23 protein-coding genes are annotated in these 23,135 nt (G+C 37.8%); 10 read left to right on the top strand and 13 right to left on the bottom strand.

Annotated features, from left to right (window positions below; translation table 11 throughout):
* Window positions 1-126: 126 nt before the first annotated feature.
* From ACK8HY_RS19935 to ACK8HY_RS19920, 4 genes are all read right to left on the bottom strand, one after another.
* Window positions 127-735 carry a superoxide dismutase gene (locus ACK8HY_RS19935; RefSeq protein ID WP_077438085.1) on the bottom strand — a complete coding sequence of 203 codons (609 nt, stop codon included), beginning with the start codon at window positions 733-735 and terminating at the stop codon, window positions 127-129.
* A 101-nt stretch (window positions 736-836) separates the two neighbouring features.
* Entirely contained in the window at window positions 837-1,304 is a 468-nt protein-coding gene (locus tag ACK8HY_RS19930) for a nucleoside deaminase (RefSeq protein WP_077438086.1), read from the bottom strand.
* Window positions 1,305-1,313: 9 nt separating this feature from the next.
* A complete protein-coding gene (locus ACK8HY_RS19925; RefSeq protein WP_077438087.1) occupies window positions 1,314-1,655 on the bottom strand; it encodes a tRNA-binding protein in 342 nt (113 codons plus the stop codon).
* Window positions 1,652-1,861: a hypothetical protein gene (locus ACK8HY_RS19920; RefSeq protein ID WP_077438088.1), complete on the bottom strand. Its 210-nt coding sequence runs from the start codon at window positions 1,859-1,861 to the stop codon at window positions 1,652-1,654. The genes ACK8HY_RS19925 and ACK8HY_RS19920 overlap by 4 nt, the downstream gene beginning before the upstream one ends.
* 88 nt (window positions 1,862-1,949) lie before the next feature.
* Between ACK8HY_RS19920 and ACK8HY_RS19915 the strand changes: the two genes are divergently transcribed.
* The 5 genes from ACK8HY_RS19915 to ACK8HY_RS19895 all read left to right on the top strand — a co-directional run bounded on the left by ACK8HY_RS19915 (window position 1,950) and on the right by ACK8HY_RS19895 (window position 10,105).
* Window positions 1,950-2,546, top strand: a complete 597-nt coding sequence (locus ACK8HY_RS19915) for a porin family protein (protein ID WP_077438089.1) — start codon at window positions 1,950-1,952, stop codon at window positions 2,544-2,546.
* 171 nt (window positions 2,547-2,717) lie between these two features.
* Window positions 2,718-3,488: a succinate dehydrogenase cytochrome b subunit gene (locus ACK8HY_RS19910; RefSeq protein WP_077438090.1), complete on the top strand. Its 771-nt coding sequence runs from the start codon at window positions 2,718-2,720 to the stop codon at window positions 3,486-3,488.
* Between the two features lie 57 nt (window positions 3,489-3,545).
* A complete protein-coding gene (locus ACK8HY_RS19905) occupies window positions 3,546-5,480 on the top strand; it encodes a fumarate reductase/succinate dehydrogenase flavoprotein subunit (protein WP_077438091.1) in 1,935 nt (644 codons plus the stop codon).
* 14 nt (window positions 5,481-5,494) lie between these two features.
* A complete protein-coding gene (locus ACK8HY_RS19900) occupies window positions 5,495-6,268 on the top strand; it encodes a succinate dehydrogenase/fumarate reductase iron-sulfur subunit (protein WP_175992101.1) in 774 nt (257 codons plus the stop codon).
* A gap of 90 nt (window positions 6,269-6,358) precedes the next feature.
* Window positions 6,359-10,105, top strand: a complete 3,747-nt coding sequence (locus tag ACK8HY_RS19895) for a HAMP domain-containing sensor histidine kinase (RefSeq protein ID WP_077438092.1) — start codon at window positions 6,359-6,361, stop codon at window positions 10,103-10,105.
* 480 nt (window positions 10,106-10,585) lie between these two features.
* Here ACK8HY_RS19895 and ACK8HY_RS19890 read toward each other — a convergent pair whose 3' ends face one another.
* The 3 genes from ACK8HY_RS19890 to ACK8HY_RS19880 form a co-directional block, all read right to left on the bottom strand.
* Window positions 10,586-11,512, bottom strand: coding sequence for a hypothetical protein (locus ACK8HY_RS19890; protein WP_139351219.1), 927 nt, complete (start codon window positions 11,510-11,512; stop codon window positions 10,586-10,588).
* 104 nt (window positions 11,513-11,616) lie between these two features.
* The gene (gene gmd, locus ACK8HY_RS19885) at window positions 11,617-12,768 is read right to left on the bottom strand and encodes a GDP-mannose 4,6-dehydratase (protein WP_077438094.1); all 1,152 of its coding nucleotides are present in this window, start codon (window positions 12,766-12,768) and stop codon (window positions 11,617-11,619) included.
* Window positions 12,769-13,047: 279 nt separating this feature from the next.
* Window positions 13,048-13,611, bottom strand: coding sequence for a lipocalin family protein (locus ACK8HY_RS19880; protein ID WP_077438303.1), 564 nt, complete (start codon window positions 13,609-13,611; stop codon window positions 13,048-13,050).
* A gap of 54 nt (window positions 13,612-13,665) precedes the next feature.
* Between ACK8HY_RS19880 and ACK8HY_RS19875 the strand changes: the two genes are divergently transcribed.
* The 3 genes from ACK8HY_RS19875 to ACK8HY_RS19865 all read left to right on the top strand — a co-directional run bounded on the left by ACK8HY_RS19875 (window position 13,666) and on the right by ACK8HY_RS19865 (window position 15,707).
* Window positions 13,666-13,998 (top strand): hypothetical protein, encoded by a 333-nt coding sequence (locus tag ACK8HY_RS19875; protein WP_077438095.1) that lies wholly within the window; start codon window positions 13,666-13,668, stop codon window positions 13,996-13,998.
* An 84-nt stretch (window positions 13,999-14,082) separates the two neighbouring features.
* Window positions 14,083-14,997: a lysylphosphatidylglycerol synthase transmembrane domain-containing protein gene (locus ACK8HY_RS19870; protein ID WP_077438096.1), complete on the top strand. Its 915-nt coding sequence runs from the start codon at window positions 14,083-14,085 to the stop codon at window positions 14,995-14,997.
* Between the two features lie 2 nt (window positions 14,998-14,999).
* Complete coding sequence (locus ACK8HY_RS19865) at window positions 15,000-15,707, top strand: SDR family NAD(P)-dependent oxidoreductase (protein WP_077438097.1); 708 nt, start codon at window positions 15,000-15,002, stop codon at window positions 15,705-15,707.
* A gap of 168 nt (window positions 15,708-15,875) precedes the next feature.
* Here ACK8HY_RS19865 and ACK8HY_RS19860 read toward each other — a convergent pair whose 3' ends face one another.
* From ACK8HY_RS19860 to ACK8HY_RS19850, 3 genes are read right to left on the bottom strand one after another with little or no spacing between them, the layout of a single operon-like run.
* Window positions 15,876-17,252: an alpha/beta hydrolase family protein gene (locus ACK8HY_RS19860; RefSeq protein WP_077438098.1), complete on the bottom strand. Its 1,377-nt coding sequence runs from the start codon at window positions 17,250-17,252 to the stop codon at window positions 15,876-15,878.
* A gap of 10 nt (window positions 17,253-17,262) precedes the next feature.
* A complete protein-coding gene (locus ACK8HY_RS19855) occupies window positions 17,263-17,847 on the bottom strand; it encodes a YIP1 family protein (RefSeq protein ID WP_077438099.1) in 585 nt (194 codons plus the stop codon).
* A complete protein-coding gene (locus ACK8HY_RS19850; protein WP_077438100.1) occupies window positions 17,837-18,112 on the bottom strand; it encodes a DUF2089 family protein in 276 nt (91 codons plus the stop codon). The genes ACK8HY_RS19855 and ACK8HY_RS19850 overlap by 11 nt, the downstream gene beginning before the upstream one ends.
* A gap of 124 nt (window positions 18,113-18,236) precedes the next feature.
* On the opposite strand from ACK8HY_RS19850, the gene ACK8HY_RS19845 reads away from it, so the two are divergent.
* On the top strand, window positions 18,237-18,971 hold the full coding sequence (locus tag ACK8HY_RS19845) for a lysophospholipid acyltransferase family protein (protein ID WP_077438101.1): 735 nt from the start codon (window positions 18,237-18,239) through the stop codon (window positions 18,969-18,971).
* 7 nt (window positions 18,972-18,978) lie between these two features.
* On the opposite strand, the gene ACK8HY_RS19840 is transcribed toward ACK8HY_RS19845, so the two are convergent.
* Window positions 18,979-20,109: a glycosyltransferase gene (locus ACK8HY_RS19840; RefSeq protein WP_416134560.1), complete on the bottom strand. Its 1,131-nt coding sequence runs from the start codon at window positions 20,107-20,109 to the stop codon at window positions 18,979-18,981.
* Entirely contained in the window at window positions 20,093-21,031 is a 939-nt protein-coding gene (locus ACK8HY_RS19835) for a lysylphosphatidylglycerol synthase domain-containing protein (protein WP_416134559.1), read from the bottom strand. The genes ACK8HY_RS19840 and ACK8HY_RS19835 overlap by 17 nt, the downstream gene beginning before the upstream one ends.
* A 136-nt stretch (window positions 21,032-21,167) precedes the next feature.
* Here ACK8HY_RS19835 and ruvC point away from each other — a divergent pair, with 136 nt between their 5' ends.
* Window positions 21,168-21,734 carry a crossover junction endodeoxyribonuclease RuvC gene (gene ruvC / locus ACK8HY_RS19830; RefSeq protein WP_077438103.1) on the top strand — a complete coding sequence of 189 codons (567 nt, stop codon included), beginning with the start codon at window positions 21,168-21,170 and terminating at the stop codon, window positions 21,732-21,734.
* Here ruvC and ACK8HY_RS19825 read toward each other — a convergent pair whose 3' ends face one another.
* Window positions 21,735-22,781: a hypothetical protein gene (locus ACK8HY_RS19825; RefSeq protein WP_077438104.1), complete on the bottom strand. Its 1,047-nt coding sequence runs from the start codon at window positions 22,779-22,781 to the stop codon at window positions 21,735-21,737.
* Window positions 22,782-23,135: the final 354 nt, after the last annotated feature.

Genomic DNA, 23,135 nt, shown 5'->3' with positions numbered 1-23,135 from the left:
CTGTATTTCATATATCCGGCAATAAATTGCAAAAACACATACCGTATTACCCCTATATCCCTTAAAGCAAAGAAGCGACAATAAATTCTTATTGTCGCTTCCTTTTGTACTTATCAAAATGGTCAATTATTTTGCGGCAGCATAATTTTGTGCTACGGCATCCCAATTGATTACATTAAAGATTTCCTCCAAATAAGCTGGACGTTTATTTTGGAATTTCAAGTAATATGCATGTTCCCAAACATCAATACCTAAAATTGGTGTTCCTTTTACTTCAGCAACATCCATCAATGGATTGTCTTGATTTGGTGTAGAAGTTACCGCTAATTTACCATCAGCTCCTACGATCAGCCATGCCCAGCCCGATCCAAAACGTGTAGCACCTGCAGCTTGAAGTTGTTTTTTCAATTCATCAAATGAACCAAAAGCAGCATTGATTGCTTCTGCCAATTCACCTGTTGGAGCTCCTCCAGCATTTGGCCCCAAAACTTTCCAAAATAAAGAGTGGTTATAGTGGCCACCACCATTGTTACGAACCGCTGCAGAATATTTACTTACATTCTTGATGATATCCAATAAAGATAAGTTCTCTGCATCTGTTCCTGCGATAGCTTTATTTAAGTTGTCCACGTATGCCTGATGGTGTCTGTCATGGTGGATTTCCATTGTAGTCTTGTCAATATGTGGTTCTAATGCGTCGGCTGCGTATGGTAACGCTTCTAATTCAAATGCCATATCTATTTTATTTTAAATGTTTATTACTTCGTTTATATATACAAATATAACACAATATAGCCTGTTATGTTTTTATGTGTTACAATAAATTCTATATTTCGTTAACGTTTTTGACGAAAAAATGATTTTACCAAATCGGCGCATTCATCCTGCAAAACACCTTGGGTAACGACGGTCTTGGGGTGTAATATTTTATCATGGAAATGAGAATAACCCCGCTTTTCATCCTTGGCACCATAGACAATTTTACTGATATGTGTCCAATATGCTGCACCAGCACACATGATACAGGGTTCTATGGTCACATATAACGTGCAGTCGTCCAGATATTTTCCACCAAGATAATTTGCTGCTGCTGTAAAGGCTTGCATTTCAGCATGAGCCGTTACATCATTCAATCGCTGTGTGAGATTATGCCCTTTACCGATAATACGTCCTTTATGAACGATAACAGCACCAATAGGAACCTCCCCCTCTTCAAAAGCTTTCTTTGCCTCATTTAGCGCCATGCGCATAAATGACTCGTCGCTATCGATTAATTGTGTTCCTTCAAAATCTATAAATGTCATGCCACAAACTTAACTAAGTTTCGACCCATTTGGTAATTTTCTGTCCACAGAAGTCAAAATAATATCCCCGTTTTCATCTGCAAAACCCGTTACCAAACACTCGGAGAAAAAATTGGCAATCTGTTTCCTTGGAAAATTCACCACTGCGACAACCTGTTTTCCGACCAGTTCTTCCTTACTATAATGTACTGTAATCTGGGCACTACTTTGTAATATACCAATTTCACTTCCAAAATCAAGCTTTAATTGATAAGCCGGCTTTTTAGCTTTTGGAAAATCCTGCACCTCCAAAATGGTTCCGACCCGTAAATCTACTTTTTCAAAATCTGCCCAACTAATGGTATCACTCATAACCTATTGCTATTGATATCTTGAATTTCCTTACCAATTGTAAATATTATATAAGAGGGCTTGCGTCTTAAACGCGACGAGAGTCTATTGATCAATTTATCTTCCTCACCTGCCTGAAAAGCCAGATCCTCATCACTTAGATGGTTGTACTTGCGACGGAGTTTTTCTTTGGCAACCTGCCATTGGTCTTCGTTAATTTTCAGCATAACTATGATTTAGGTATAAAATTTGTATATCTTTACCAAACTTGTAAAAGTTTGTTTAAAGATACAATATATACATAAATAAAAGATTATGAAAAAGATTTTACCAGCATTACTCTTAATTTGTGGTAGCATAGCAACTGCTCAAGCACAGCTTTTACCTGGCTTTGAGGTCGGTTTAAAAGGAGCTTTAAACTTCTCTAAGTTTAAAAGTGATGGCAAATATTTCAATTCCGACAATAAAGCAGGGTATCAGGCAGGTCTTTATGGCCGTGTTGGCGTTTTAGGATTTCACGTTCAGCCTGAGGTCTATTTAACAGGAAAAAATACAAAAGTAACTAATGCTGAAGGAGAATCAACTGACGTTAAATTTACAACTGTTGATATTCCTGTGTTATTAGGTAAACGTTTTGGTTTAGGCCCGATTGGCGCGCGAATCCAAACCGGTCCAATCTTTTCATTTAAAGTAGATGATAAACAAGATAAGGTAATTGCTAACTTAGACCCAAATAACTACAAGAAAAGTGGCACATCTTGGGCATTTGGTGTTGGTGCTGATATCTCAAGCTTGCGTGTAGACTTACGTTATGAAATGGGTTTAAACAAAGTTAATAACGAAAGCCAGGCAAATCCAAAAATCAACATGTGGAGTATCGGTTTAGGCTATAGATTATTCAGTATTCTATAGCACGCTAACTCGAGTACATATACGAGCAAAAAGTCCGTTTTTATTCAAAACGGACTTTTTATTTTAAAAAACTTTAGAACCGTTCTAAATTATTGCTTTTTCTTGTCAAAATGGTATCATATTTAATAGCAAATAGTAGATTTGCCTAATTAAAATTAAATTACAAGGATAATGAGTAAATCAAAGCCAGTTTTCAGTTCTTCGATTGGGAAGAAGCTAATCATGAGCTTAACAGGAATCTTCCTATGTTTATTCCTAGTTGTTCACTTGGTTGGTAACTTGCAATTATTTAAAGATGATGCGGGTCTAGCGTTCAACAAATACGCTTATTTCATGACTCACTTTACACCAATCAAAGTTGTTTCTTACTTATTGTACGCTTCGGTCATCGTTCACGTCATCTACGCCATTACATTGTCGATGAAAAACAAAGCCGCCCGTCCTATTGGTTATGCCAAATATGATGGTCAAGCAAACAGTAAGTGGAATTCACGCAACATGGGTATCTTAGGTACTGTCATTTTAGTATTCTTAGCGACGCACATGTCAAATTTTTGGTGGAAGTTTCACAATGATCAGGTACCTTACATCGAATACCGTACTGATTTGGCAACTGGACAGACAACAGCGAGAGAACTTCAAGCTTCTGAATTCCACGACTACCAAGAAACGGTAGAAAACAATGTTCAAATCTTGAAAGCAAGAGATTTGTACAAACAAGTTGACTTTGCCTTCAAAAATGTAGCTTTAGTCGCTTTATACATTATTGCAATGGCGGCTTTGGCATTCCACTTAATTCACGGTTTCCAGTCCGCGTTCCAAACTTTAGGTTTTAACCACAGAAGATATATTGGAATTATCAGAGCAATCGGAGTTTGGGTATTTGGAGTATTAATTCCAATTGGCTTTGCAATAATGCCATTGTTTTTCTTCTTTAAATAATTCAGAATCTTTTAAGATAAGGTTTAGGCCTTATGATTCAATATAAAATTAAGAGATATGTTAGATTCAAAAGTACCAGCGGGCCCATTAGCCCAAAAGTGGTCAAATCATAAATTTAATCTTAAGTTGGTTAACCCTGCTAACAAACGTAAATTTACCATTATCGTTGTTGGTACAGGTCTTGCTGGTGCATCCGCGGCAGCATCTTTAGCTGAGTTAGGATATAATGTAATTACTTTCTGTTACCAAGATTCACCTCGTCGGGCGCACTCTATTGCGGCTCAAGGTGGTATTAATGCGGCAAAGAGCTACCAAAATGATGGTGACTCTGTATTCCGTTTATTTTACGATACAATCAAAGGTGGTGACTACCGCTCACGCGAGGCAAACGTTTACCGTTTGGCCGAAGTATCTGTAAACATCATTGACCAATGTGTTGCACAAGGTGTTCCTTTTGCGCGTGAATACGGAGGTTTATTGGACAACCGTTCTTTCGGTGGTGCACAGGTAAGCCGTACATTCTACGCACGTGGTCAAACTGGACAACAGTTATTGTTGGGTGCTTATTCAGCATTAAACCGTCAAATCAAAAAAGGAAAAGTAAAATCATATACGCGTCATGAGATGTTGGATTTGGTCATGATCGACGGTCATGCCAAAGGTATCGTAACTCGTGACTTGGTATCGGGTAAGGTTGAAACACATGCAGCACATGCTGTATTGATGTGTACTGGTGGTTATGGTAACGTATTCTTCTTGTCTACAAACGCAATGGGATGTAACGTTACAGCAGCTTGGAGAGCGCACAAACGTGGTGCTTACTTCGCTAACCCTTGTTACACGCAAATTCACCCAACTTGTATTCCTGTAACTGGAGATCATCAATCCAAATTGACATTGATGTCTGAGTCTTTACGTAACGACGGCCGTGTATGGGTTCCTAAGACTCAGGAAATGGCTGAGAAGTTGCGCAAAGGCGAAATCAAAGCCAATGATATCAAAGAAGACGACAGAGATTATTTCTTGGAACGTAAATACCCTTCATTCGGTAACTTAGTGCCTCGTGACGTAGCATCACGTAATGCAAAAGAAGCTGTTGATGATGGTCGTGGTGTTGGTAAAACTGGTTTCGCGGTATTCTTGGATTTCAAAGAAGCGATCGGTCGTTTAGGCGAAGATGCTGTACGTGCTAAATATGGTAACTTATTTGACATGTACTACCAGATCACTGACGAAAACCCTTATAAACAACCAATGCGTATCTACCCTGCGGTTCACTATACAATGGGTGGTGTATGGGTTGATTACAACTTGATGACGACAATCCCTGGTTTGTATGCATTAGGTGAGTGTAACTTCTCTGACCACGGTGCGAACCGCTTAGGTGCTTCGGCATTGATGCAAGGTCTTGCTGATGGTTATTTCGTTATTCCTTACACTGTGGGTGATTACCTTGCTAAATTAGGTTCTTTCGCACCAGTAGATCACAGCCATCCTGCATTCGAATCTACACGTAAAGAGGTCGAAGCAAAAATCAACAAATTGTTATCATTAAATGGTACACAAACTGTTGATGATATCCACAAAAAATTAGGCCACATCATGTGGGAATATTGTGGAATGGCTCGTACAGCTGAAGGATTACAAAAAGCACAAGGTTTGATCCAGGAATTGAAAAAAGAATTCTGGACGAATGTTAGAGTTCTTGGAGAAAACGAAGAATTAAATCTTTCTTTAGAGAAAGCTGGCCGTGTAGCAGACTTCTTGGAATTGGGTGAATTAATGGTTGTGGATGCATTGCAACGCGCTGAGTCTTGTGGTGGTCACTTCCGTCTGGAAAGCCAAACTGAAGAAGGTGAAGCAAAACGTAATGACGAGGAATTCGCTTATGTATCTGCTTGGGAATACAAAGGAGACAATGTACCAGAGCAATTACACAAGGAAGACTTGGTATTCGAAAACGTTCAGTTAACACAAAGAAGTTATAAATAAGAAGGAAAATTATCATGGCACAACATATGAATTTAACGCTGAAAGTTTGGCGTCAAAAAAATGATAAAGATAAAGGTCAATTTGTAACTTATCAGGCAAATAACATCGCTGATGATATGTCTTTCTTAGAGATGCTTGATATTGTGAATGAGGAATTGACACGTAAAGGTGAAGACCCTGTATATTTCGATCACGACTGTCGTGAAGGAATCTGCGGAATGTGTTCATTAGTTATCAACGGTCGTCCACATGGTCCTAAAGAAGGTACGACAACATGTCAATTACACATGCGTAGCTTCCACGATGGACAGACGATCGTCATCGAACCTTGGAGAGCTGCGGCATTTCCAGTGTTGAAAGACCTAGCAGTTGATCGTACGGCTTTTGACCGCATTCAACAAGCAGGTGGATATGTAAATATCAATACAGGTGGTGTTCCTGACGCCAATACAATTCCTATTCCTAAACGTATTGCTGATGAAGCTTTCGAATCGGCTACATGTATCGGTTGTGGTGCTTGTGTTGCAGCTTGTAAAAATGCTTCTGCAATGTTATTCGTTTCGGCTAAAGTATCTCAATTCGCATTGTTACCTCAAGGTCAAACTGAGCGTTACGAACGTGCACAAGCAATGGTAGATCAAATGGATGCTGAAGGTTTTGGTAACTGTACGAATACCGGTGCTTGCGAAGCAGAATGTCCGGTAGGTATTAAATTAACGAATATCGCTCGTTTAAACCGCGAGTATTTGACTGCTAAAATCTTCAGACAAGAAGAACCACACGCATAATAGCGCGTTTAGCATAAAATAATATAAAAGTCCTTGCCCTAAGAAAGCAAGGACTTTTTTTTATATTTACAATAATGTAAATTGACTCACGTGAATTCTGGTATAAAAATTCGTTTACTACTACTGATCTTAACACTTTGCTTTATAGGAACAGCGATCACCATCAAAGAATCTGTTACAAATAAAGAAATACTTGATATTGATACAAAATCGCTCAATGATTATATAACCGAACAAGAGAAAAAAGTAGACCGCATTTTTAAGGACTCACTGCTGCTAAAAACATTCAAGAATTACGATCAATATCCTATAGCTGTCTATCAAGCTTTTGAAAGGTATAAAAATGATGAAAAGGTTTATCTATTCCTATTTAAGGATCACGAACCGAAAATGTGGAGCACACATTTATTTGTTCCCATTACTGATCAGGGTTTTCTGGAAAAGTCCAATTTTGTACAGGATGATAATCGTTCCTACATCGTTCGTAAAAAAACAATTGGAAATATAAGTATACTTGCCTATGTCCTTGTTAAGCCTTATACCAATAACAATAATCCGTATTTAAACTCTTCTTTACGACGAAATTTCTTCGACACACGAAATATTGACATTGCATCTTATACCGATACGGTTGCAATCAAAAATATCTATAGTTCGGAGGGATCCTATCTGTTTTCCGTTAAGCTCAAAGAAGGTGATCACGAAAATATCTATACCATTTTGCAGTTCTTCTGCTGGTTACTGGCATGGATTGCTCTATTGATATTCTTCAATAGCCTCTGTCTACACATGGCTAAGACCAGAAGAGCTTGGGCAGCGGTAGCACTACTCGCAGGCGTATTTATTCTTGTCAAATTCGCGGATCTGAAATGGAATTTGCTTTCTGAAAATGCGACGTTCGCTATATTCGATTCCCGCAACTATGCTTACAATAGCTTCTTCCCTAATATTTGGTCCGTTTTATCAACCACAATATTGATCCTCTGGCTCATACTATTTATCTATTCTATTCGTAAAGAACTCAATTTCGATAAAATAAAAGCCCTCCGGATCTTTAAACTCCCTATTGCGATTGGATTTGTCCTAAGTATATACTTATTCTTTGCGCTTTTATATGATATAGCCGGTACGTTAATTACCCATTCAAATAATATCTATTTTGACTTTACCAAACTCGTTGATCTACATTTCCTAAGCTGGGTGGATCTTGGTATCGTTGGCATGGGGATTTTAGCATTGAGTATTTATATTGACCTCGTATTATTCTTTCTTAAAAAGTTAGAATTAAAGCCCACCCAACTATTAAATATTCAATTAGCAAGTGTCATTTTTGTCATTCTCGTTATTTCAATCTACATTGAAAAAAACAGCCTTGTTAATCTGCTTTTAGCTTTAATTATTCTAATAAAATCCTTTGGCGAGAAATATTTCGACAGGCATATATTGACGAACTACATTGCTGTTTTGATTCTTTGGGCTATCATAAGTACAATTACTCATGCACGTTTCTACCAAGAACGGGATCTTATTGACATGAAGATATTATTGAACAATCTACAGTCAGAAGACGATCTAAATGCTGTTTCACTATTTTCGGACATTGAAAGTGGTATCTCCAATGATAAAGAATTAAAACACCTCTTTAACATCAGTCTTCCCAATACCAATACAGAGGGAATCAATGACTTCATCAAGAAGAAATACTTTAGTGGATACCTCTCCAAATATGAATTTAAGGCCTATTACTATAATCAGAATAATATTCCAATAAATCCAAATGATCAAAACAGAATTAATGAGTATAGGGAAAAAGTAATCAACAAGTCGATAAAAGTTACTCAAAATTTCTACCGTGCCAGTGCTGAACTGGGAACCCATGAATACTTTTCGATCATTCCAGTGGCAATTGATCAAAATAGGATCATCAACGTAATCATCAATCTTTCAAATAAGGATTTTAGCTACACGGTACCCTATCCCGAGATATTAACAGATATGCGGATTAATAATTCGCAATACTATAATAAGGACGACTATTCGATTGCTTTGTATAAGGGTGGTTCGTTGGTTACCCAGTTTGGAAAATATACGTATGAAAATAACCTCCGGGGATTAAATGCTACACCAGGAAAATATATTGAAATACTGGATCGAGATTCGTACCTGCACATTGCGTATGTGGCTAATAGCTTTTCAACTTATATCATTAGTAAACAAAAGCCTTCTTTCTGGGATTATATAGCTACAACCTCCTTTCTGTTTTTGATTTTTTTCATGATCTTCATGGTTTTCCATTATGCGACATCATTTTATATCTTTCTCAAGAATACGAAACTTACCGTCCGTAACTTAAAATATCAGTTCTATAAAATCATCAACAAAATACAGTATTCTACACGTATTCAGACCTCTATTATTTCTTCGGTTATATTAGCCATTCTGATATCAGCTGTAATTTCATATATCAGCATAAATAAACAGCTTTACAACAATAACAGAAATAGCAAAGAGCGCTTTATCATCGAGCTAGGTAAACGGATGGAAAATATGTTGACTTATACCGACCAGGTTTCTAATGAAAATCAGCTTATTAGTATTCTAAAGACTTTATCGGAAACAATATCCAAGGATTTCAACTTATACTCAAAATCGGGCAGGTTACTCTATAGTTCCCAGCGCAGAATTTATGATCTGGAACTTTTCTCCACATTTATTAATCCGGCAGCGCTCAAAAACCTCTCCCTACTCAAAAAATCAGAAACAATAGAAGATGAGCGTATCGGAACGTTCCAGTTTGAGACGAGTTATGCCACAATAAGAGACAAAGATTATAGTACATTGGCCTATATCGGCATCCCGAACTTCTCCCTTCAAAAAGAAGAGAATATCAATAAAAATCTATTATTAAACACCATTGTCAATATTTATTCACTCATTATCATTGGCTTTGGTTTTTATGCAACTTTCGTGGCCAATAGTGTTACCAATCCACTCAGTATAATCAGTAAAAAAATATCCCAATTACGATTAGGACAACCCAACGAACCTTTATTCTGGCAACGAAATGACGAAATAGGTACATTGATCAAAGAGTACAACCTCATGATCATCAAGCTGGAAGACTACGCCAATAAAATAAAGGATACCGAACGTGAATCGACCTGGCGGGAAATGGCTCAGCAGATTGCACATGAGATCAAAAATCCGCTAACGCCAATGAAATTAGGCATACAGCAGCTCAGAAGATCATACAAAGATGATGATCCGAGATTCCCAGATCGCTTCAATAAATTCTCAACTTCATTTATTGAACAAATCGATGCTTTAACACAAATCGCTTCGGAGTTTTCTCATTTTGCAAAATTTCCAACGACAGTAATGGAAAATATTAATATTGTGGAGAAGATAACGAAGTCGATATCAGTATACGATAACACACCAAATGTCAATATCCGATTAATAAATAACGCTGATCAGAAAACCTTAATTGTTAAGGCAGATGGAAATGAGTTATTGCGCACGTTCAATAATTTGATAAAAAATGCCATTGAAGGAGGTTATGGACGAAAAAACATGAAGATAGACATCTCTATCGAACGATACTCCGATAAATTTGTCAAAATAGATGTCAAAGATAATGGCTATGGCATTCCTGAAGCAATGAAAGATAAAATATTCCAGATCAACTTTACGACAAAAAGTTCTGGAAATGGTCTTGGCTTGGTGCTTGTGAAGAAAACTATTGAAGCGAGTAATGGGCAGATATATTTTGAGACAACGGAGGGTGAAGGCACGACATTCCATATTTTACTGCCCCTGCAACAAATAGAGTCTTAGTTATCGTGGATTTTAGAATATCCACGATCAAAACTTTCCTCATAAAGAGCCCTGGGTATTTATCGAAAAACCATGATCCAAGGGCAAGGAATACCATCAAAAGCTTCCGTAAATCCTTATTTATAGAAATTACATCGCTTATATGTTCCGCATGCCTTTAGTCCCTTTGCGCTGAGGGCTATAGGAAGCGAGATCCCGAGAAAACAAGAATTGCCAGGAAAACTTGATTAAGCAAATAATTCTATCCGTTGTGATCTATTTTGAAGCTTAGTCCGCGAGTCTCGGTTAGTTCGATTCCTCAAGCAAACAAGGGTGAAAGACCGATATGAAATTGATTTGCAGAATAATGGAAGCCAGCAAAATGTAGCACTAGGCCCAGCAATGAATATTTAAAATTTCTGTGGAAAGTGCCTATACTAAATTAAAAAAGCGGCAGCCCGTATTTGGACTGCCGCTTTTTTAATTTAGTAAAGTATATCCTTAGCGTAATACGACAGCTGATCTACCCATGATCGCATTATCCTCATAAAGCAATACGGTATATGCTCCTTTAGCAAAACCATCTTCAGCAGCCCAATATACGACATAATCTTCACCCTTATTCGTAAACAAAATATTATGCTTAAACGTATACTGTAGTTTTTCGCCATGCACCAAGAAAATATTATCTCCCTGCACGACAAGATTCCCTTGAGGGTCGATGATTCTTATGAAAATGTCACGTTCTCCAATTTTAGCAAGCGGGTTGTCTGCGACAGTAAAATTGATCTTTAATTTATCTACGCGCTTCGCACGTTCTTCAACAGATTCCTTTCCATTTCTTTTAATTTCAAGCCCGTTGATACTTATATTTGACACTTTCAACGCAGATGCTGTGGTCACCTTTTCCTTCAATTCAGAATTAGTCGTGGTCAAAGAATTAATTTGTTTATTTTTCTCGACTACAGACTCATTCAAATTCGAATTTTGCTTCGATAAAATCTGATTCTCTTGAATCAATCGCTGAACATCTACGCGATAGTTATCAACCTGCTTTTTTAACAGGTTTATTTTGCGTTGAGCGTCATCAATATCCTTAGAATTTATACTCTTATCTTCGAGTTTCTTACGGAGCTCTGCAATCTCTGCTCGCGAATCCTCTTTTTGTACAGTCATTTCTGGAGTCAATTGAACATTTTCAATATCAATCTTATCCAATTCGGCTTCTATCCGATCGATCTGTACCTGAAGGTTTTCTTTTTCCACTGTTAAGGCATAGACTTTTTCTCCGTTCGTCTTAAACTTAACATAAAAATATATATTCGTTGCGAGTAATGCCGCTATCGCGATGATGAAGAAATACACCTTAGAAGAATCTTTCTTCTTTTCGTCTTCCTTTTTACTCGAAACAACTTCTGAATTCATCATAATACATGCACTGTCATTTTCATCATATGAACTTAGTGATTCATACCATTTGAATGTTTAAACAAAAATTATTCCAGTTTTATTTTTTCTTTATTAATTATGAATTATTCAAAATAGTTCAGGGTCTCAAAACCACCTTGTTTCAGGTATTCTTCCTTCCTCATCAAATGAAGATCGGATTGTACCATATCCGTTACCAACATTTGCAGATCATATTTAGGTGTCCAGCCCAGTTTGGTATTTGCTTTTGTTGGATCTCCAATAAGTAAATCAACCTCGGTTGGCCGATAATAAGCGGGGTCTACCTTAACAACGGTTTGTCCGAATTTAATCAATGATCTATCAATATTTAATGCGGCTAGACGCTCCTCATCCACATCAATTATAACACCCTTTTCCTGCTCACCTTTCCCACTAAATTCTATTTCTATCCCCAATTCGGCAAAAGCCAAACGAACAAAATCTCTAACCGTTGTAGTAACTCCCGTTGCGATTACAAAATCCTCAGGTTTTTCCTGTTGCAGGATCAGCCACATTGCTTCAACATAATCTTTTGCATGTCCCCAGTCGCGCTGAGCAGACAGGTTTCCAAGATAAAGTTTGTCCTGTAGTCCTAATGCAATCTTTGCCACTGCCCGCGTTATTTTACGGGTCACAAAAGTTTCCCCTCTGACCGGGCTTTCGTGATTGAATAAAATTCCGTTACAGGCATACATGTTGTAAGCTTCACGATAGTTTACCGTAATCCAATAGCCGTACATTTTGGCAACGGCATAAGGACTTCTTGGATAAAAGGGAGTTGTCTCACTTTGTGGTACCGCTTGCACCAAACCATATAGCTCGGAGGTCGATGCCTGATAAATACGTGTCTTCTCAATCATTCCAAGCAATCTGACTGCTTCCAATATACGGAGCGTACCGATACCATCAGCATTAGCTGTATATTCAGGTGTATCAAAGCTTACTTTTACATGGGATTGGGCAGCAAGATTATAAATTTCATCCGGTTGAGTTTCCTGAATAACACGGATCAAATTGGTTGAGTCTGTCAAATCACCAAAATGCAATGTAAAATTTCTATTGTCAAGATGGGGATCTTGATAAAGGTGATCTATACGATCAGTATTGAACAGGGAGCTACGGCGCTTTAGCCCATGAACCTTATAACCTTTTTTCAATAGGAATTCTGCTAAATAGGCACCATCTTGACCTGTAATACCTGTTATCAATGCAGTTTTCGTGTTTTGTTCAGCCATATTTCTATTTTATATTAAGCATCTCCCCTCCTAATCCTGGGTATCATACTGTTAGCATCCGATCAATCTGTTTTTACAAGGTAATGAAGCAATCCGATTTATGGACTTCAAAAAGCGATTATCCATTCAGAACTTGCTTTTCAGTCTCATCCATCAACTCGCTCGCTTCCACTTTGAATAAATCAGGACGGATTCGGACTGTAAAAGTATTAAATTTTCAACAAAAAAAGCCATAGGAATTCCTATAGCTTTTTGTTATTCATTTTTTCTCGTTTGACCTTAGTTTACACGCGAGAAATTAAATACTAAATAAGCTTCACCATTGGCGACTGTCAACGGCATTTTCATGACCAATTTGTTCCCATCAGAATAAGACAAATCCAGGCGGTAACCTGTTGTTACATTCTTAGCTTTGTCTCCTGCGTAGATTTTTTTAAATTGGAATTGCGGCTCACCTAGACCTTTTCCCGGATTATATATAGACCAAAAAATCTCACGTGATGCGCCCGGAGCACATAGCGTACCTTGAGCATTGAACGTGATTGATCCCTTCCCATTGCCAATAAAATTCCAGTTACTACCAACAAAACACTCAGCCGGAGCTTCTTCAAAGACACTTTTAATCGTGAAAGTAGAAGGCAAATTTTCTCTATCGATTGAATTTAGTGTCCAGGTTCCTTTCACAGCAGATTTCCACTCTGAGGCGCTCGGTCCAGACGCTGCACTTGTATTGGAAGAACCATTACCAGGGTTTCCAGATGATGTACCTTGCTTTTGTGCACCACAAGAAAACAAAGTCACCGTAGCAAAAACAGTTGCTAATGATAAAACGAATCGATTCATATGTTTAAATTTTAATTTCAAATTGTATTTTTGGGGTAAATTAATCCACAGCTCATGAAGGTTACAGCCAAAAATCATACCATAAGCAAAATAATTGCAAAAACTCTTTTGAGGTTATTCATTATCCTCCTGGCCTTCGCTGCCTATCCCCTGTTCCTGGGACAAGAAGCGAAAGCAAAATTAAGCCAAATCAGTCTCGCTTTTACAAATAAGGTTTCATTCATTGCCCCTATTTTATTATTTTGTTTTATCGTTGGATTAATGATTGCCGTGCTTAAGCACAAATATAATAGAATTGACCTAAATTGGCTATTTTCCCTGGCTACTATATTTGGTATTTTATATTTGATCTTATTGTATTCAAGAATTTACCCAAGTATTGCCTAAGTTAAATTGCACAATTCGACAAAGTTCCTAACTTTGAATTTTCCAAAATCGTATAATCGATCAAGATTGGAAAAATAAACTTCTATGGATAAAAAAAAAGGTTTAAAAATCCTAAAAAACATACTAAAGATTGTCGTTACTGTAGGAGCCTTATATTGGGTTTTCAGCAAAGTTTCACTCAAAGATCTCAAAGAAGCTGTCATTAATTCAAATCCCATCTATTTATTTCTAGCGCTCTTAGCCTATAGTGTCTCAATTTTTATCTCCTCTTCCCGCTTATTGACTTTTCTACGGGCAATCGGCCTGGATGTATCAGAGAAATATAATTTAAAGCTCTACCAATTGGGTCTATTCTACAACCTTATTCTACCAGGAGGTGTAGGTGGAGATGGCTACAAGATATTCTTTCTTCGGAAAAGGTTCAGTATCAAAGGCAGGAAATTATTTACAGCCCTATTCTTAGATCGGCTAAGTGGTCTATGGGCCTTATGCCTAATCATTGCAGCTTTAATTACCTACATGCCGCAGTTGGGCATACCAAATTACTTAACGATCATATTATTTATATTGGGTAGTATCCTTTATTATTTTATCGTCACAAAATTTTTCAAAGAATATAAGGCAACTTTTTTAAAGGCACATTTAAAAGCTATAGGTGTACAATCCATGCAAGTAATTGCCGCAATTCTGATCCTTTATGCATTAGGGTTCAATGGGAAGTTCTCACCATATTTATTTCTATTTCTCGCATCTTCGTTAGTATCTATCATTCCTTTTTCAGTAGGTGGATTAGGTATGCGGGAGCTGGTCATCATGTGGGGAGCGGGCATATTTCATGTAGATTCACACAATGCCGTATTGATCACGTTGTTATTTTATATTATCTCAGCGATCGTCGCACTCTCAGGAATTTATTTTATCTTCAATCCGAAGGCAATCGGAGAGGATAAACTACCGTCTGCAGAGGAAGTTGAACAAAGTCAAAAACTAGAAGAATAAACATGGCGAATATTATTATCACAGGAGCAAGTAGTGGAGTCGGATTCGAGGCAGTGCTTGATTTGACCTCAAAAAAGGACAACAAGGTTATCGCATTGGCCCGATCAGCAGACAAATTGAGGAAACTTCACGAAATCGCAAGTCAGCTCAATTATGATGGCGGAACACTCTTCCCTGCTCAATTTGATATTGTTTATGATGACTACGCAACATTAGTACCTTTTATACAATCCAAATTCGATACTGTTGATATCCTGATTAACAATGCCGGTGCTTTAGTGAATAAACCATTTATGGAGACAAGTGGGCAGGACTTTGCAGAGATGCTTCAGACAAATATCATCGGTCATGTCAATATGATACAACAGGTTGTTCCATTCATGCATGAAGGTTCCCATATTGTTAACATCAGTAGTATGGGCGGTTTTCAGGGCTCGATGAAGTTCCCCGGTCTAGCAGCCTACTCTGCCAGTAAAGGCGCATTGGCTATTTTAACGGAATGCCTGGCGGAAGAATTTAAGGAAAGAGGGATCAAGGTTAACTGCTTAGCTTTGGGATCGTCACAAACTGAAATGTTTGAAGCTGCATTCCCAGGCATGGAGGCTGGTACGCTAGCGTTTGAAATGGGCAGATATATTGCTGATTTTGCACAGAATGGGCATAAATATTTCAATGGCAAAATCCTTCCTGTTGCCAATACAACTCCCTAATAAGTAGCGAGCAGAAAGTAACCTATTGCTAAAATATTCACTTATCAGCGTCCTATCTAAAGATCTATCGGATATAGATCTTTAGATAGGACGCTGAACTTTTAATAAACAGCTGCTGTTTAAGGTTATTAAACAATCGCTGTCATTCATACGAATATTTTGATCCAATTACTTTGCTTTCAATTTAAGCCAATTGGTGAGATCATTCATCAATTGCACGTTGAAACTTTCCGGATTTTCAAAATATTCTTCGATTTTTCCTGTTTGTGCATTTTGAAAAAGATGGTTCAGATTTGGATAGTTTTTGATAGTGACATCTGTCGTATTCAAATGCAGGCGTTGAAGTGCGTAGATATTTTCATTTGCAGGAACCTGAATATCCTTTCCTCCAAAAGAAGCAAAAATAGGCACTTTCACCTGTTTCAGATAATAAGCTGGATCGATACGTATAAAAGTTTTAAACCATGGAATCAGCATAGGACTCAATTTAATTTTCATGTCAGCTGTTAATGCATTCCCGTTGTTTTGACGGATAAGTTCTGTTTCCAATGATTCTGCCAAAACCTTCGGCGGCTCATCCCTTAATAGAATGTCATATAGCTTTCTGTTATTGCGTTTATTTACTTCTAGAGCAGGCTCAGCTAATCCAGCCACTTTTCCCAAAGCGTAACTTTGTAGGATCAATAGAGAGTCTCCTTTGAGGATAGGACCAGACAGTAAAGCAATATAGTTGACTTTATCGTTCTCCGCTGCCACCATGTCTGCTATCAAAGCCCCTTCACTATGTCCAATGACGCCTATTTTATCGGTTCTGACCATCTGCTGCGTGCTCATAAAATCCACGGCGGCATTTGCGTCTGATGCGAAGTTAATTGTTGTTGCCAAGTTAACCTCCCCTTTGGAGCCACCGATACCGCGGTCATCGTAACGCAACACCGCGAAACCGTTTTTACTGAGGTGATCGGCCAGTACCTTAAATGGTCTATGACCAAAAACTTCCGAATCTCTATTTTGTTGTCCACTTCCATTAACCAGAATAACAGCCGGAAAAGGTCCTCCTGCTTTGGGATAAGTAAGTGTTCCCGCTAAGGTAGCATTGCCCTTCACATTTTGAAACATAACCTCCTTTTCAATGTAATCATATGGAGGAAAGACATCCTGCTTACGCGAAAGCCCACTTTGCTCGCTCTCACTGCGGACCAATAACATAGGAGATTCAAAACTTCCCTGTTTCATTACACCTTTCAACACATCTTTATCCCGATCCAGGTAGCCAGTATAATATAGACCTATTGCTTTGACATCGATATATATCGAGTCCTTGTCCACTTTTATTGCATTAATAGGAAACTTTAGGGAGGTCTGCATGGGGCTTTCAAAAGTTCCAGCCCAATTATCATTGCTATCCTGCTTTAGATTGAATACCAAAAGTAATTTCTGCCCAGACACGCTCACCTCACCTTTCCATGAACCATCAAAGGTCTGTGCATCCGCACATGAGAACTGCAAACAGATCAAAAATAAATAGAGAATTTTCTTCATCATTTCTTTGCTATCAAAAATAATACTGTATACCTAAATCAAGCATAAAATATAATGCCACAAACAATATGCTTATCCAAATCTTTTTATTGTTTACGGCAACATTCATTCCTTTGACCAATAAATAGAATTGATAAAACAGCAGAAATAGCGCAGATATTCCAAATACAGCAAATAATATCATTTGGCCTTTATCTATAGTCGATAAAGTATGATCACCATTTTTTAAGGCTTCATCAATCTGTTTGGTAAATTCATCCTGATTCAGTAGTTTACCCAGTAGCAGAACCAAGTAAAGCGGAAATGGTGCAATCAAAATGACATTCAATACATCGATGATTCTGGTCCTATGGTTTAATATCCTCCCTACTACATATAATAAAATTAAAGGAGCCAAAACCATATAAACATGTACTTTTAACACCGTAATAAAGGAAACCGGTACATGGGGTCTAAAGAAATGCATAAAGCCATTAAACTGCTCCCCAGACAGATAAACAAGATAACTGGAAAACAAAAAGCCTGCGATACCTACAACAAACAGTACCCGTTCAGAAAAATCCACAAAAGGATTTAATAACAACTGCTTAATTTTCATTGATAAACGTATTTAACTTATGAATCAGATCATCTAGAATATTGCGAACAGTAGGATAAGATTTACCCATCTGGTTGGCCATCTCTTTTAAGCTACCTGAATACTTTAGAAAATTCAGAACAAACTCCTGCTCTTCGACTGTCAGTTGCATGAGTAAGGGTAAAGTAAACTTACCAACAACTTCAGTATCGCAGGAATCACAGACCAGCTTGGAGACTTTTAACTTCGCATCACAACATGGACAATTTACAGGTATTTTTTTCATTCCACAAAACAAAAGTAAATAATGTTAAATATAATATTAATATTATTAAAATGAAATACAATATTATGAATATCTTCCAAAAATCGTTGCTTAATGATATATTTGTAAACAATAAATAAAGTGTATGAAAAAGTTTTTAGGCTATATCCTATCTATTATATTTTGGTTCTGTTTTGGCTTATCTTTAATTATATTCCACCCTATCCAATGGCTATGCCTAAAATTAGGTGGCTATAGTGCGCATAAAAAAAGTGTTGACATCTTAAATGCATGTTTGGTTGCTTGCTACTATACCTTATTCAATAGGGTCACTTTTATCGACAATAAATCCATCCCATTGGGGCAGCCAATTATATTTGTTGCCAATCATCAAAGTACTTTTGATATTCCGCCGCTCATCTATTTTTTACGGAGGTTTCATGGTAAGTTCATTTCGAAAATTGAACTGGCCAGTGGTATACCCAGTATTTCGTTCAACCTAAAACATGGTGGTGCAGCCAATATCGATCGGAATGACCCCAAACAGTCTATAGCTGAGATCCTCAAACTTGCCAACAATATGAAAACAAAGAACTGGTCCGCCTTTATCTTTCCAGAGGGGACCCGATCAAAAACAGGCAAGATGAAAGCATTTCACGTTGGCGGAATTGCAACATTATTAAAGAAAAATCCAAATGCATTGGTTGTCCCTATTGCGATTAAAGGATCTTACGAAATGGTACAGTATGGTATGTATCCGCTAACTCCTTTTTTACATATGACATGGGAGGTATTGGACCCTTTGGATACAACGGATAAAAATATTGAAGAAATCGTAAAATTAGCTGAGGAAACAATTAAGCGAAAAGTAGAAAATTAAACCGGGTTTATTTGACTTGTCTGCCCTTCCAATCGTATTTCCCGATATTCCCTAATATTCCAATATAAGTTAAATATAGAATATGGGCCAGACTCAATATTGGGAGATACCAAAGCAAAGTAGTGCGCCTCGCAAAAGTAGTTAAGGGTTGGATAAATAGGAATTCCACGACTACTTTAAGTAATAATGCGAAGAAAACGACCCATCCAAGTGTTTTAATGCCAGCGATAGCAAGGGCTACTCCAACCAATAAAAGCACATTAAACAGCCAGATTGCGATTCCCAAAGCGATAACTCCCTTGTTTTTATACTTGGTACTTTTAGAGGCCCAACGTCTTCTTTGGCTTATAAATGAGCGAAGATCAGGTTTGGCATCTGTATACACAATAGCATCCTCCGATTTACAAAATGCGATCCGTTCAGGATATTTCTCTGCCACCTTATGCAAAAATAGCTCATCGTCCCCAGAAGCAAGTTCATCAATGCCTTTAAACCCGCCCATTTCCCTAAATATATCTTTTCGATAAGCTAAATTCGCGCCGTTGCAGGTTGTTGGCTTTCTATTACCTATACCCGCAGCGCCAAGACCAATGAGATATAGGAACTCCAATGTCTGCAAGCGTTCGAAAAAGCTTTTCTCCTCGGAATACAGCACCGGTGAAGACAGCAAGTAAACATCCTCTTTTTCAAAGGTTCCGATTACAGTCTTTAGCCAGTTTGGCCCCATCCTGCAGTCTGCATCAGTCGTTATAACAATCTCCCCTTTACAGCAGTCAATTGCCCTTGAAATCGCCAGCTTTTTATAGGAATTCATCCGGCCATTCTCATTTAACTGAATTAACTTGACTCCTCGTTCGGTAAATTCTTTCACAATTGCTGAGGTGTTATCGTCCGAATGATCATCAATAATAATAAGTTCGAGAAGATCTTTTGGAAAAGCCTGATTTAAGATACATTCAATCGTTCTTCGAATATTTAATTCTTCATTACGGGCGGCAATAATTACGGATACCATTTTGGTGGGAATTAAATTACCATGAGGCGCTTGGATCTGAGCCCAGCCCCTCCGCATCCACAATACGAGAATACCATAGACACAGGCAAAACTGATCAATAAATAACTAAGAATTTGTATCACCGAAAAAATTAATCTTAAAAACAAAAATAGAACCAAATATCGCCGGGAGAATCAAATTGACAAACCAGATACACGATACAATAGCCATCACCGCAATTTCCTGTGTTGTAATATAGCTATAAAGATTACTTGCCACAAAACTCCGCACACTAAAATCAAAAATATCCAAGGTGGGCAGGGCCGCCTGAACGAAAAAGAGGATAAAGATCATCAAAACCATGGAGACAAGAGGCAACTCTGGTAAGGTCAGCTTCATCAAAATAATATATTGCGAAGTGAAAATAATAAACCTTGCTAGTGAGTTTATCAAAACAATACTCAGTTCCGCCGTGGAATAATGTTCAAGTACTTCAAAAAAAGGTTTGATTTTCGCCAAAAACTTAATTCGCCCCACAAGTATATCCACCCATCTCACATTAAAATACAAGATGACAAATCCAGCAGCATAAATAAGGGCGAGCAACCATACTCCAAATTGGACAGATAAAGGCGTAGATAAAAATTTACAGACAAACCAGGCTATACTCAGTGAGCCTGCAACACTTGTCAAAACCAATTGGGCAAACAACCCAACTCCCATCGCTACAGCCCCTTTGGCCCTGTTCTGCGGCGTAAGGAATAATACCCTACCTCCATACTCCCCAATCCTATTTGGGGTAAAAATCGCCCATGTAAGTCCACAAAAAACGGATTGAAACGCTTTCCAAAAAGATATATGCTCCAACTTAGAGGCGAGATAACGCCATTTGACAACTTCCAGTAGCCAGTTTACGAGCATTAAAACAACGATCAATATCAATGTCCAGACAACAGAATGTTGTTCTAATCCAGTGATCAGTGTCTTAAATTTATCGATATTGCTCTTATCGGATACCTTGGTAATGATATACCATGTGGCAAGTGCAAAAACCAGTATCTTCAATAAAAGACTGATGTATTTTTTTTGTCTCCCAGTCAACGTTTGATAATTAGAGAGCAATGTTACTAAATTTTAGCCAAATGATTAAGTTTTGTGTGCAGCAATCCACTTATAAAAAGCAAAATTTGTAATATTGTACATGCAGAAGGAAAAGGCGAAAGAAAGAATCATACTAGGGATCGATCCAGGGACAGTAGTGCTTGGATATGGAATTATCAAAGAAGTTGGCAATACCATCTCCCTTATTTCAATGGGTGTCATCAAAATGGGCCATCTCGATGACCATGCATTAAAATTGCAACGTATCTTCAAAAAGACCTCTGCATTAATGCAAGAATATAATCCAGATTGTGTCGCGCTGGAATCTCCTTTCTATGGCAAAAATATTCAGGTTATGCTCAAACTGGGAAGGGCACAGGGGGTTGCTATGGCAGCTGCACTGGCCCAGGATATTCCGATCTTTGAGTATTCACCCAGAAAAATAAAACAGTCAGTCACCGGAAATGGAAATGCTACGAAAGAACAGGTTTCTGCCATGCTCAAAAATCTATTAAAATTTGAGGAAACACCTCAGTTTCTTGATGCGACAGATGGACTGGCAATTGCTGTTTGCCATTCGTTTCAAAAAAATAGTGCTACTGGTAGCGGAAAATCCTATTCCGGCTGGTCCTCTTTTATCAAAGAAAACAAAGACCGGATTAAGTAGTTACATCTGCACCTGCCGGATGACATTTTTCACATTTAATTCGACAATATCAGTCATTGTCTTACATTTCAAATAAGAATTATTCTGATAAAACTCCGCGTAACCCTCACGCAATTGCTTAATATTTTCTGGAGTTGAGAGAACCTGCATCTGCGAAGCATCTCTAAGGTCAGCGATCCGGTGCCGCTCACTCCGTACCCTATGCACAATCGAAGACCGCTCCTCCTGTTGGTATTGCAATACCGTTTTTTCGGTCAAATGCTCCATCGCGAGCTTAACATATGGATAGTTCTCTTTAAAAAATTGGGGCATATATACTTTTGGGTTCCCCTCATAAAACTGTTGGTCAAAATCGATTGCCCTGATCCTAAACTGAAAATCATCAAAGTCAGGCGTAATCTGCATGACAAAATTATAAGCCCGCATATCCCCCAGCAAGGTGATGATACAACGCTCATTAAACTTGACAAATTCCTTCGAAATCCGTGTCAAATTGTAATCCGGCGTGAACATCCTTGTTTGGGAAAATATATCGCCGGGAATACCAACAATATGTTCTTCTACCAATGTATCCTGATCCACCATATAATTGACCTGATTCGGAGATAATATTTCCTCCAGTTCCAATCCGTAGATCCGTGATGCATCCGCCTGTTTGATATAAAAATAATCATAAACGTCATTTAATCGGTTTACGATACGGATCCGAAATGGTCTTGTATTACCAAAACCACAGTACTCCACGCGGTCGATATATTTGTGCTGTACAATACGTGTGTTGCCCGAAGCTTTAAGCTTTGCATAGATGACCTTTAACCCGTCATATAGCTGATCAATGAGATACTGAGGATAGAGTGGTGTCTCCCAAAATGTATCATTACCAAATTTGTCCATGACCGGTACGGTCTCTGTAAAATTCAATAGATCCTTATAACCGATGGGTAACTTTTCATCCCGTTGATATAGCTTAAGATATTTATGAAGCCCTTCTCCCACTTCAAAGATCGGCTTCTTCCTCGAAATCTTTACATCCTGAACTTCTTCCATCTTTATTTTAGTCTTGAAATATTGAGATATTAGATATGCGTACTGAGACTTTGGTTTAACATACACCTGTCGCTTGCTTACTTGTCTTTTGTTTTTGATCTTTATCCTACATCTTTATCGTCTCAATGACATGAATAACAAGATAACGAAACGATCTGATAACCTTACAATAAAATCACCTCCAAAACAATTATAAGCACTTTCAATCAAAAACATATAACATTATCAATATCAATAAGTATTTTTTATTAAATTTACATCTATAAACCGAAAATTCTTAGTAATTTTGAAATAAATTTAATTATTTTAGCTGTTGGTCAGATTTGATGTATGACCAATGAATGAAACACAAAA

Source organism: Sphingobacterium sp. NGMCC 1.201703, from assembly GCF_047784615.1.
GTDB lineage: Bacteria > Bacteroidota > Bacteroidia > Sphingobacteriales > Sphingobacteriaceae > Sphingobacterium.
The sequence above is the reverse complement of the archived record's forward strand: the minus strand, read 5'-3'. Positions and strand labels throughout refer to the sequence as shown.

Excerpts from the sequence above, each read along its gene's own strand:
- ACK8HY_RS19935 (WP_077438085.1), bottom strand. The coding sequence starts at position 735 with ATGGCATTTGAATTAGAAGCGTTACCATACGCAGCCGACGCATTAGAA.
- ACK8HY_RS19930 (WP_077438086.1), bottom strand. The coding sequence starts at position 1,304 with ATGACATTTATAGATTTTGAAGGAACACAATTAATCGATAGCGACGAG.
- ACK8HY_RS19925 (WP_077438087.1), bottom strand. The coding sequence starts at position 1,655 with ATGAGTGATACCATTAGTTGGGCAGATTTTGAAAAAGTAGATTTACGG.
- ACK8HY_RS19920 (WP_077438088.1), bottom strand. The coding sequence starts at position 1,861 with ATGCTGAAAATTAACGAAGACCAATGGCAGGTTGCCAAAGAAAAACTC.
- ACK8HY_RS19915 (WP_077438089.1), top strand. The coding sequence starts at position 1,950 with ATGAAAAAGATTTTACCAGCATTACTCTTAATTTGTGGTAGCATAGCA.
- ACK8HY_RS19910 (WP_077438090.1), top strand. The coding sequence starts at position 2,718 with ATGAGTAAATCAAAGCCAGTTTTCAGTTCTTCGATTGGGAAGAAGCTA.
- ACK8HY_RS19905 (WP_077438091.1), top strand. The coding sequence starts at position 3,546 with ATGTTAGATTCAAAAGTACCAGCGGGCCCATTAGCCCAAAAGTGGTCA.
- ACK8HY_RS19900 (WP_175992101.1), top strand. The coding sequence starts at position 5,495 with ATGGCACAACATATGAATTTAACGCTGAAAGTTTGGCGTCAAAAAAAT.
- ACK8HY_RS19890 (WP_139351219.1), bottom strand. The coding sequence starts at position 11,512 with ATGATGAATTCAGAAGTTGTTTCGAGTAAAAAGGAAGACGAAAAGAAG.
- gmd (WP_077438094.1), bottom strand. The coding sequence starts at position 12,768 with ATGGCTGAACAAAACACGAAAACTGCATTGATAACAGGTATTACAGGT.
- ACK8HY_RS19880 (WP_077438303.1), bottom strand. The coding sequence starts at position 13,611 with ATGAATCGATTCGTTTTATCATTAGCAACTGTTTTTGCTACGGTGACT.
- ACK8HY_RS19875 (WP_077438095.1), top strand. The coding sequence starts at position 13,666 with ATGAAGGTTACAGCCAAAAATCATACCATAAGCAAAATAATTGCAAAA.
- ACK8HY_RS19870 (WP_077438096.1), top strand. The coding sequence starts at position 14,083 with ATGGATAAAAAAAAAGGTTTAAAAATCCTAAAAAACATACTAAAGATT.
- ACK8HY_RS19865 (WP_077438097.1), top strand. The coding sequence starts at position 15,000 with ATGGCGAATATTATTATCACAGGAGCAAGTAGTGGAGTCGGATTCGAG.
- ACK8HY_RS19860 (WP_077438098.1), bottom strand. The coding sequence starts at position 17,252 with ATGATGAAGAAAATTCTCTATTTATTTTTGATCTGTTTGCAGTTCTCA.
- ACK8HY_RS19855 (WP_077438099.1), bottom strand. The coding sequence starts at position 17,847 with ATGAAAATTAAGCAGTTGTTATTAAATCCTTTTGTGGATTTTTCTGAA.
- ACK8HY_RS19850 (WP_077438100.1), bottom strand. The coding sequence starts at position 18,112 with ATGAAAAAAATACCTGTAAATTGTCCATGTTGTGATGCGAAGTTAAAA.
- ACK8HY_RS19845 (WP_077438101.1), top strand. The coding sequence starts at position 18,237 with ATGAAAAAGTTTTTAGGCTATATCCTATCTATTATATTTTGGTTCTGT.
- ruvC (WP_077438103.1), top strand. The coding sequence starts at position 21,168 with ATGCAGAAGGAAAAGGCGAAAGAAAGAATCATACTAGGGATCGATCCA.
- ACK8HY_RS19825 (WP_077438104.1), bottom strand. The coding sequence starts at position 22,781 with ATGGAAGAAGTTCAGGATGTAAAGATTTCGAGGAAGAAGCCGATCTTT.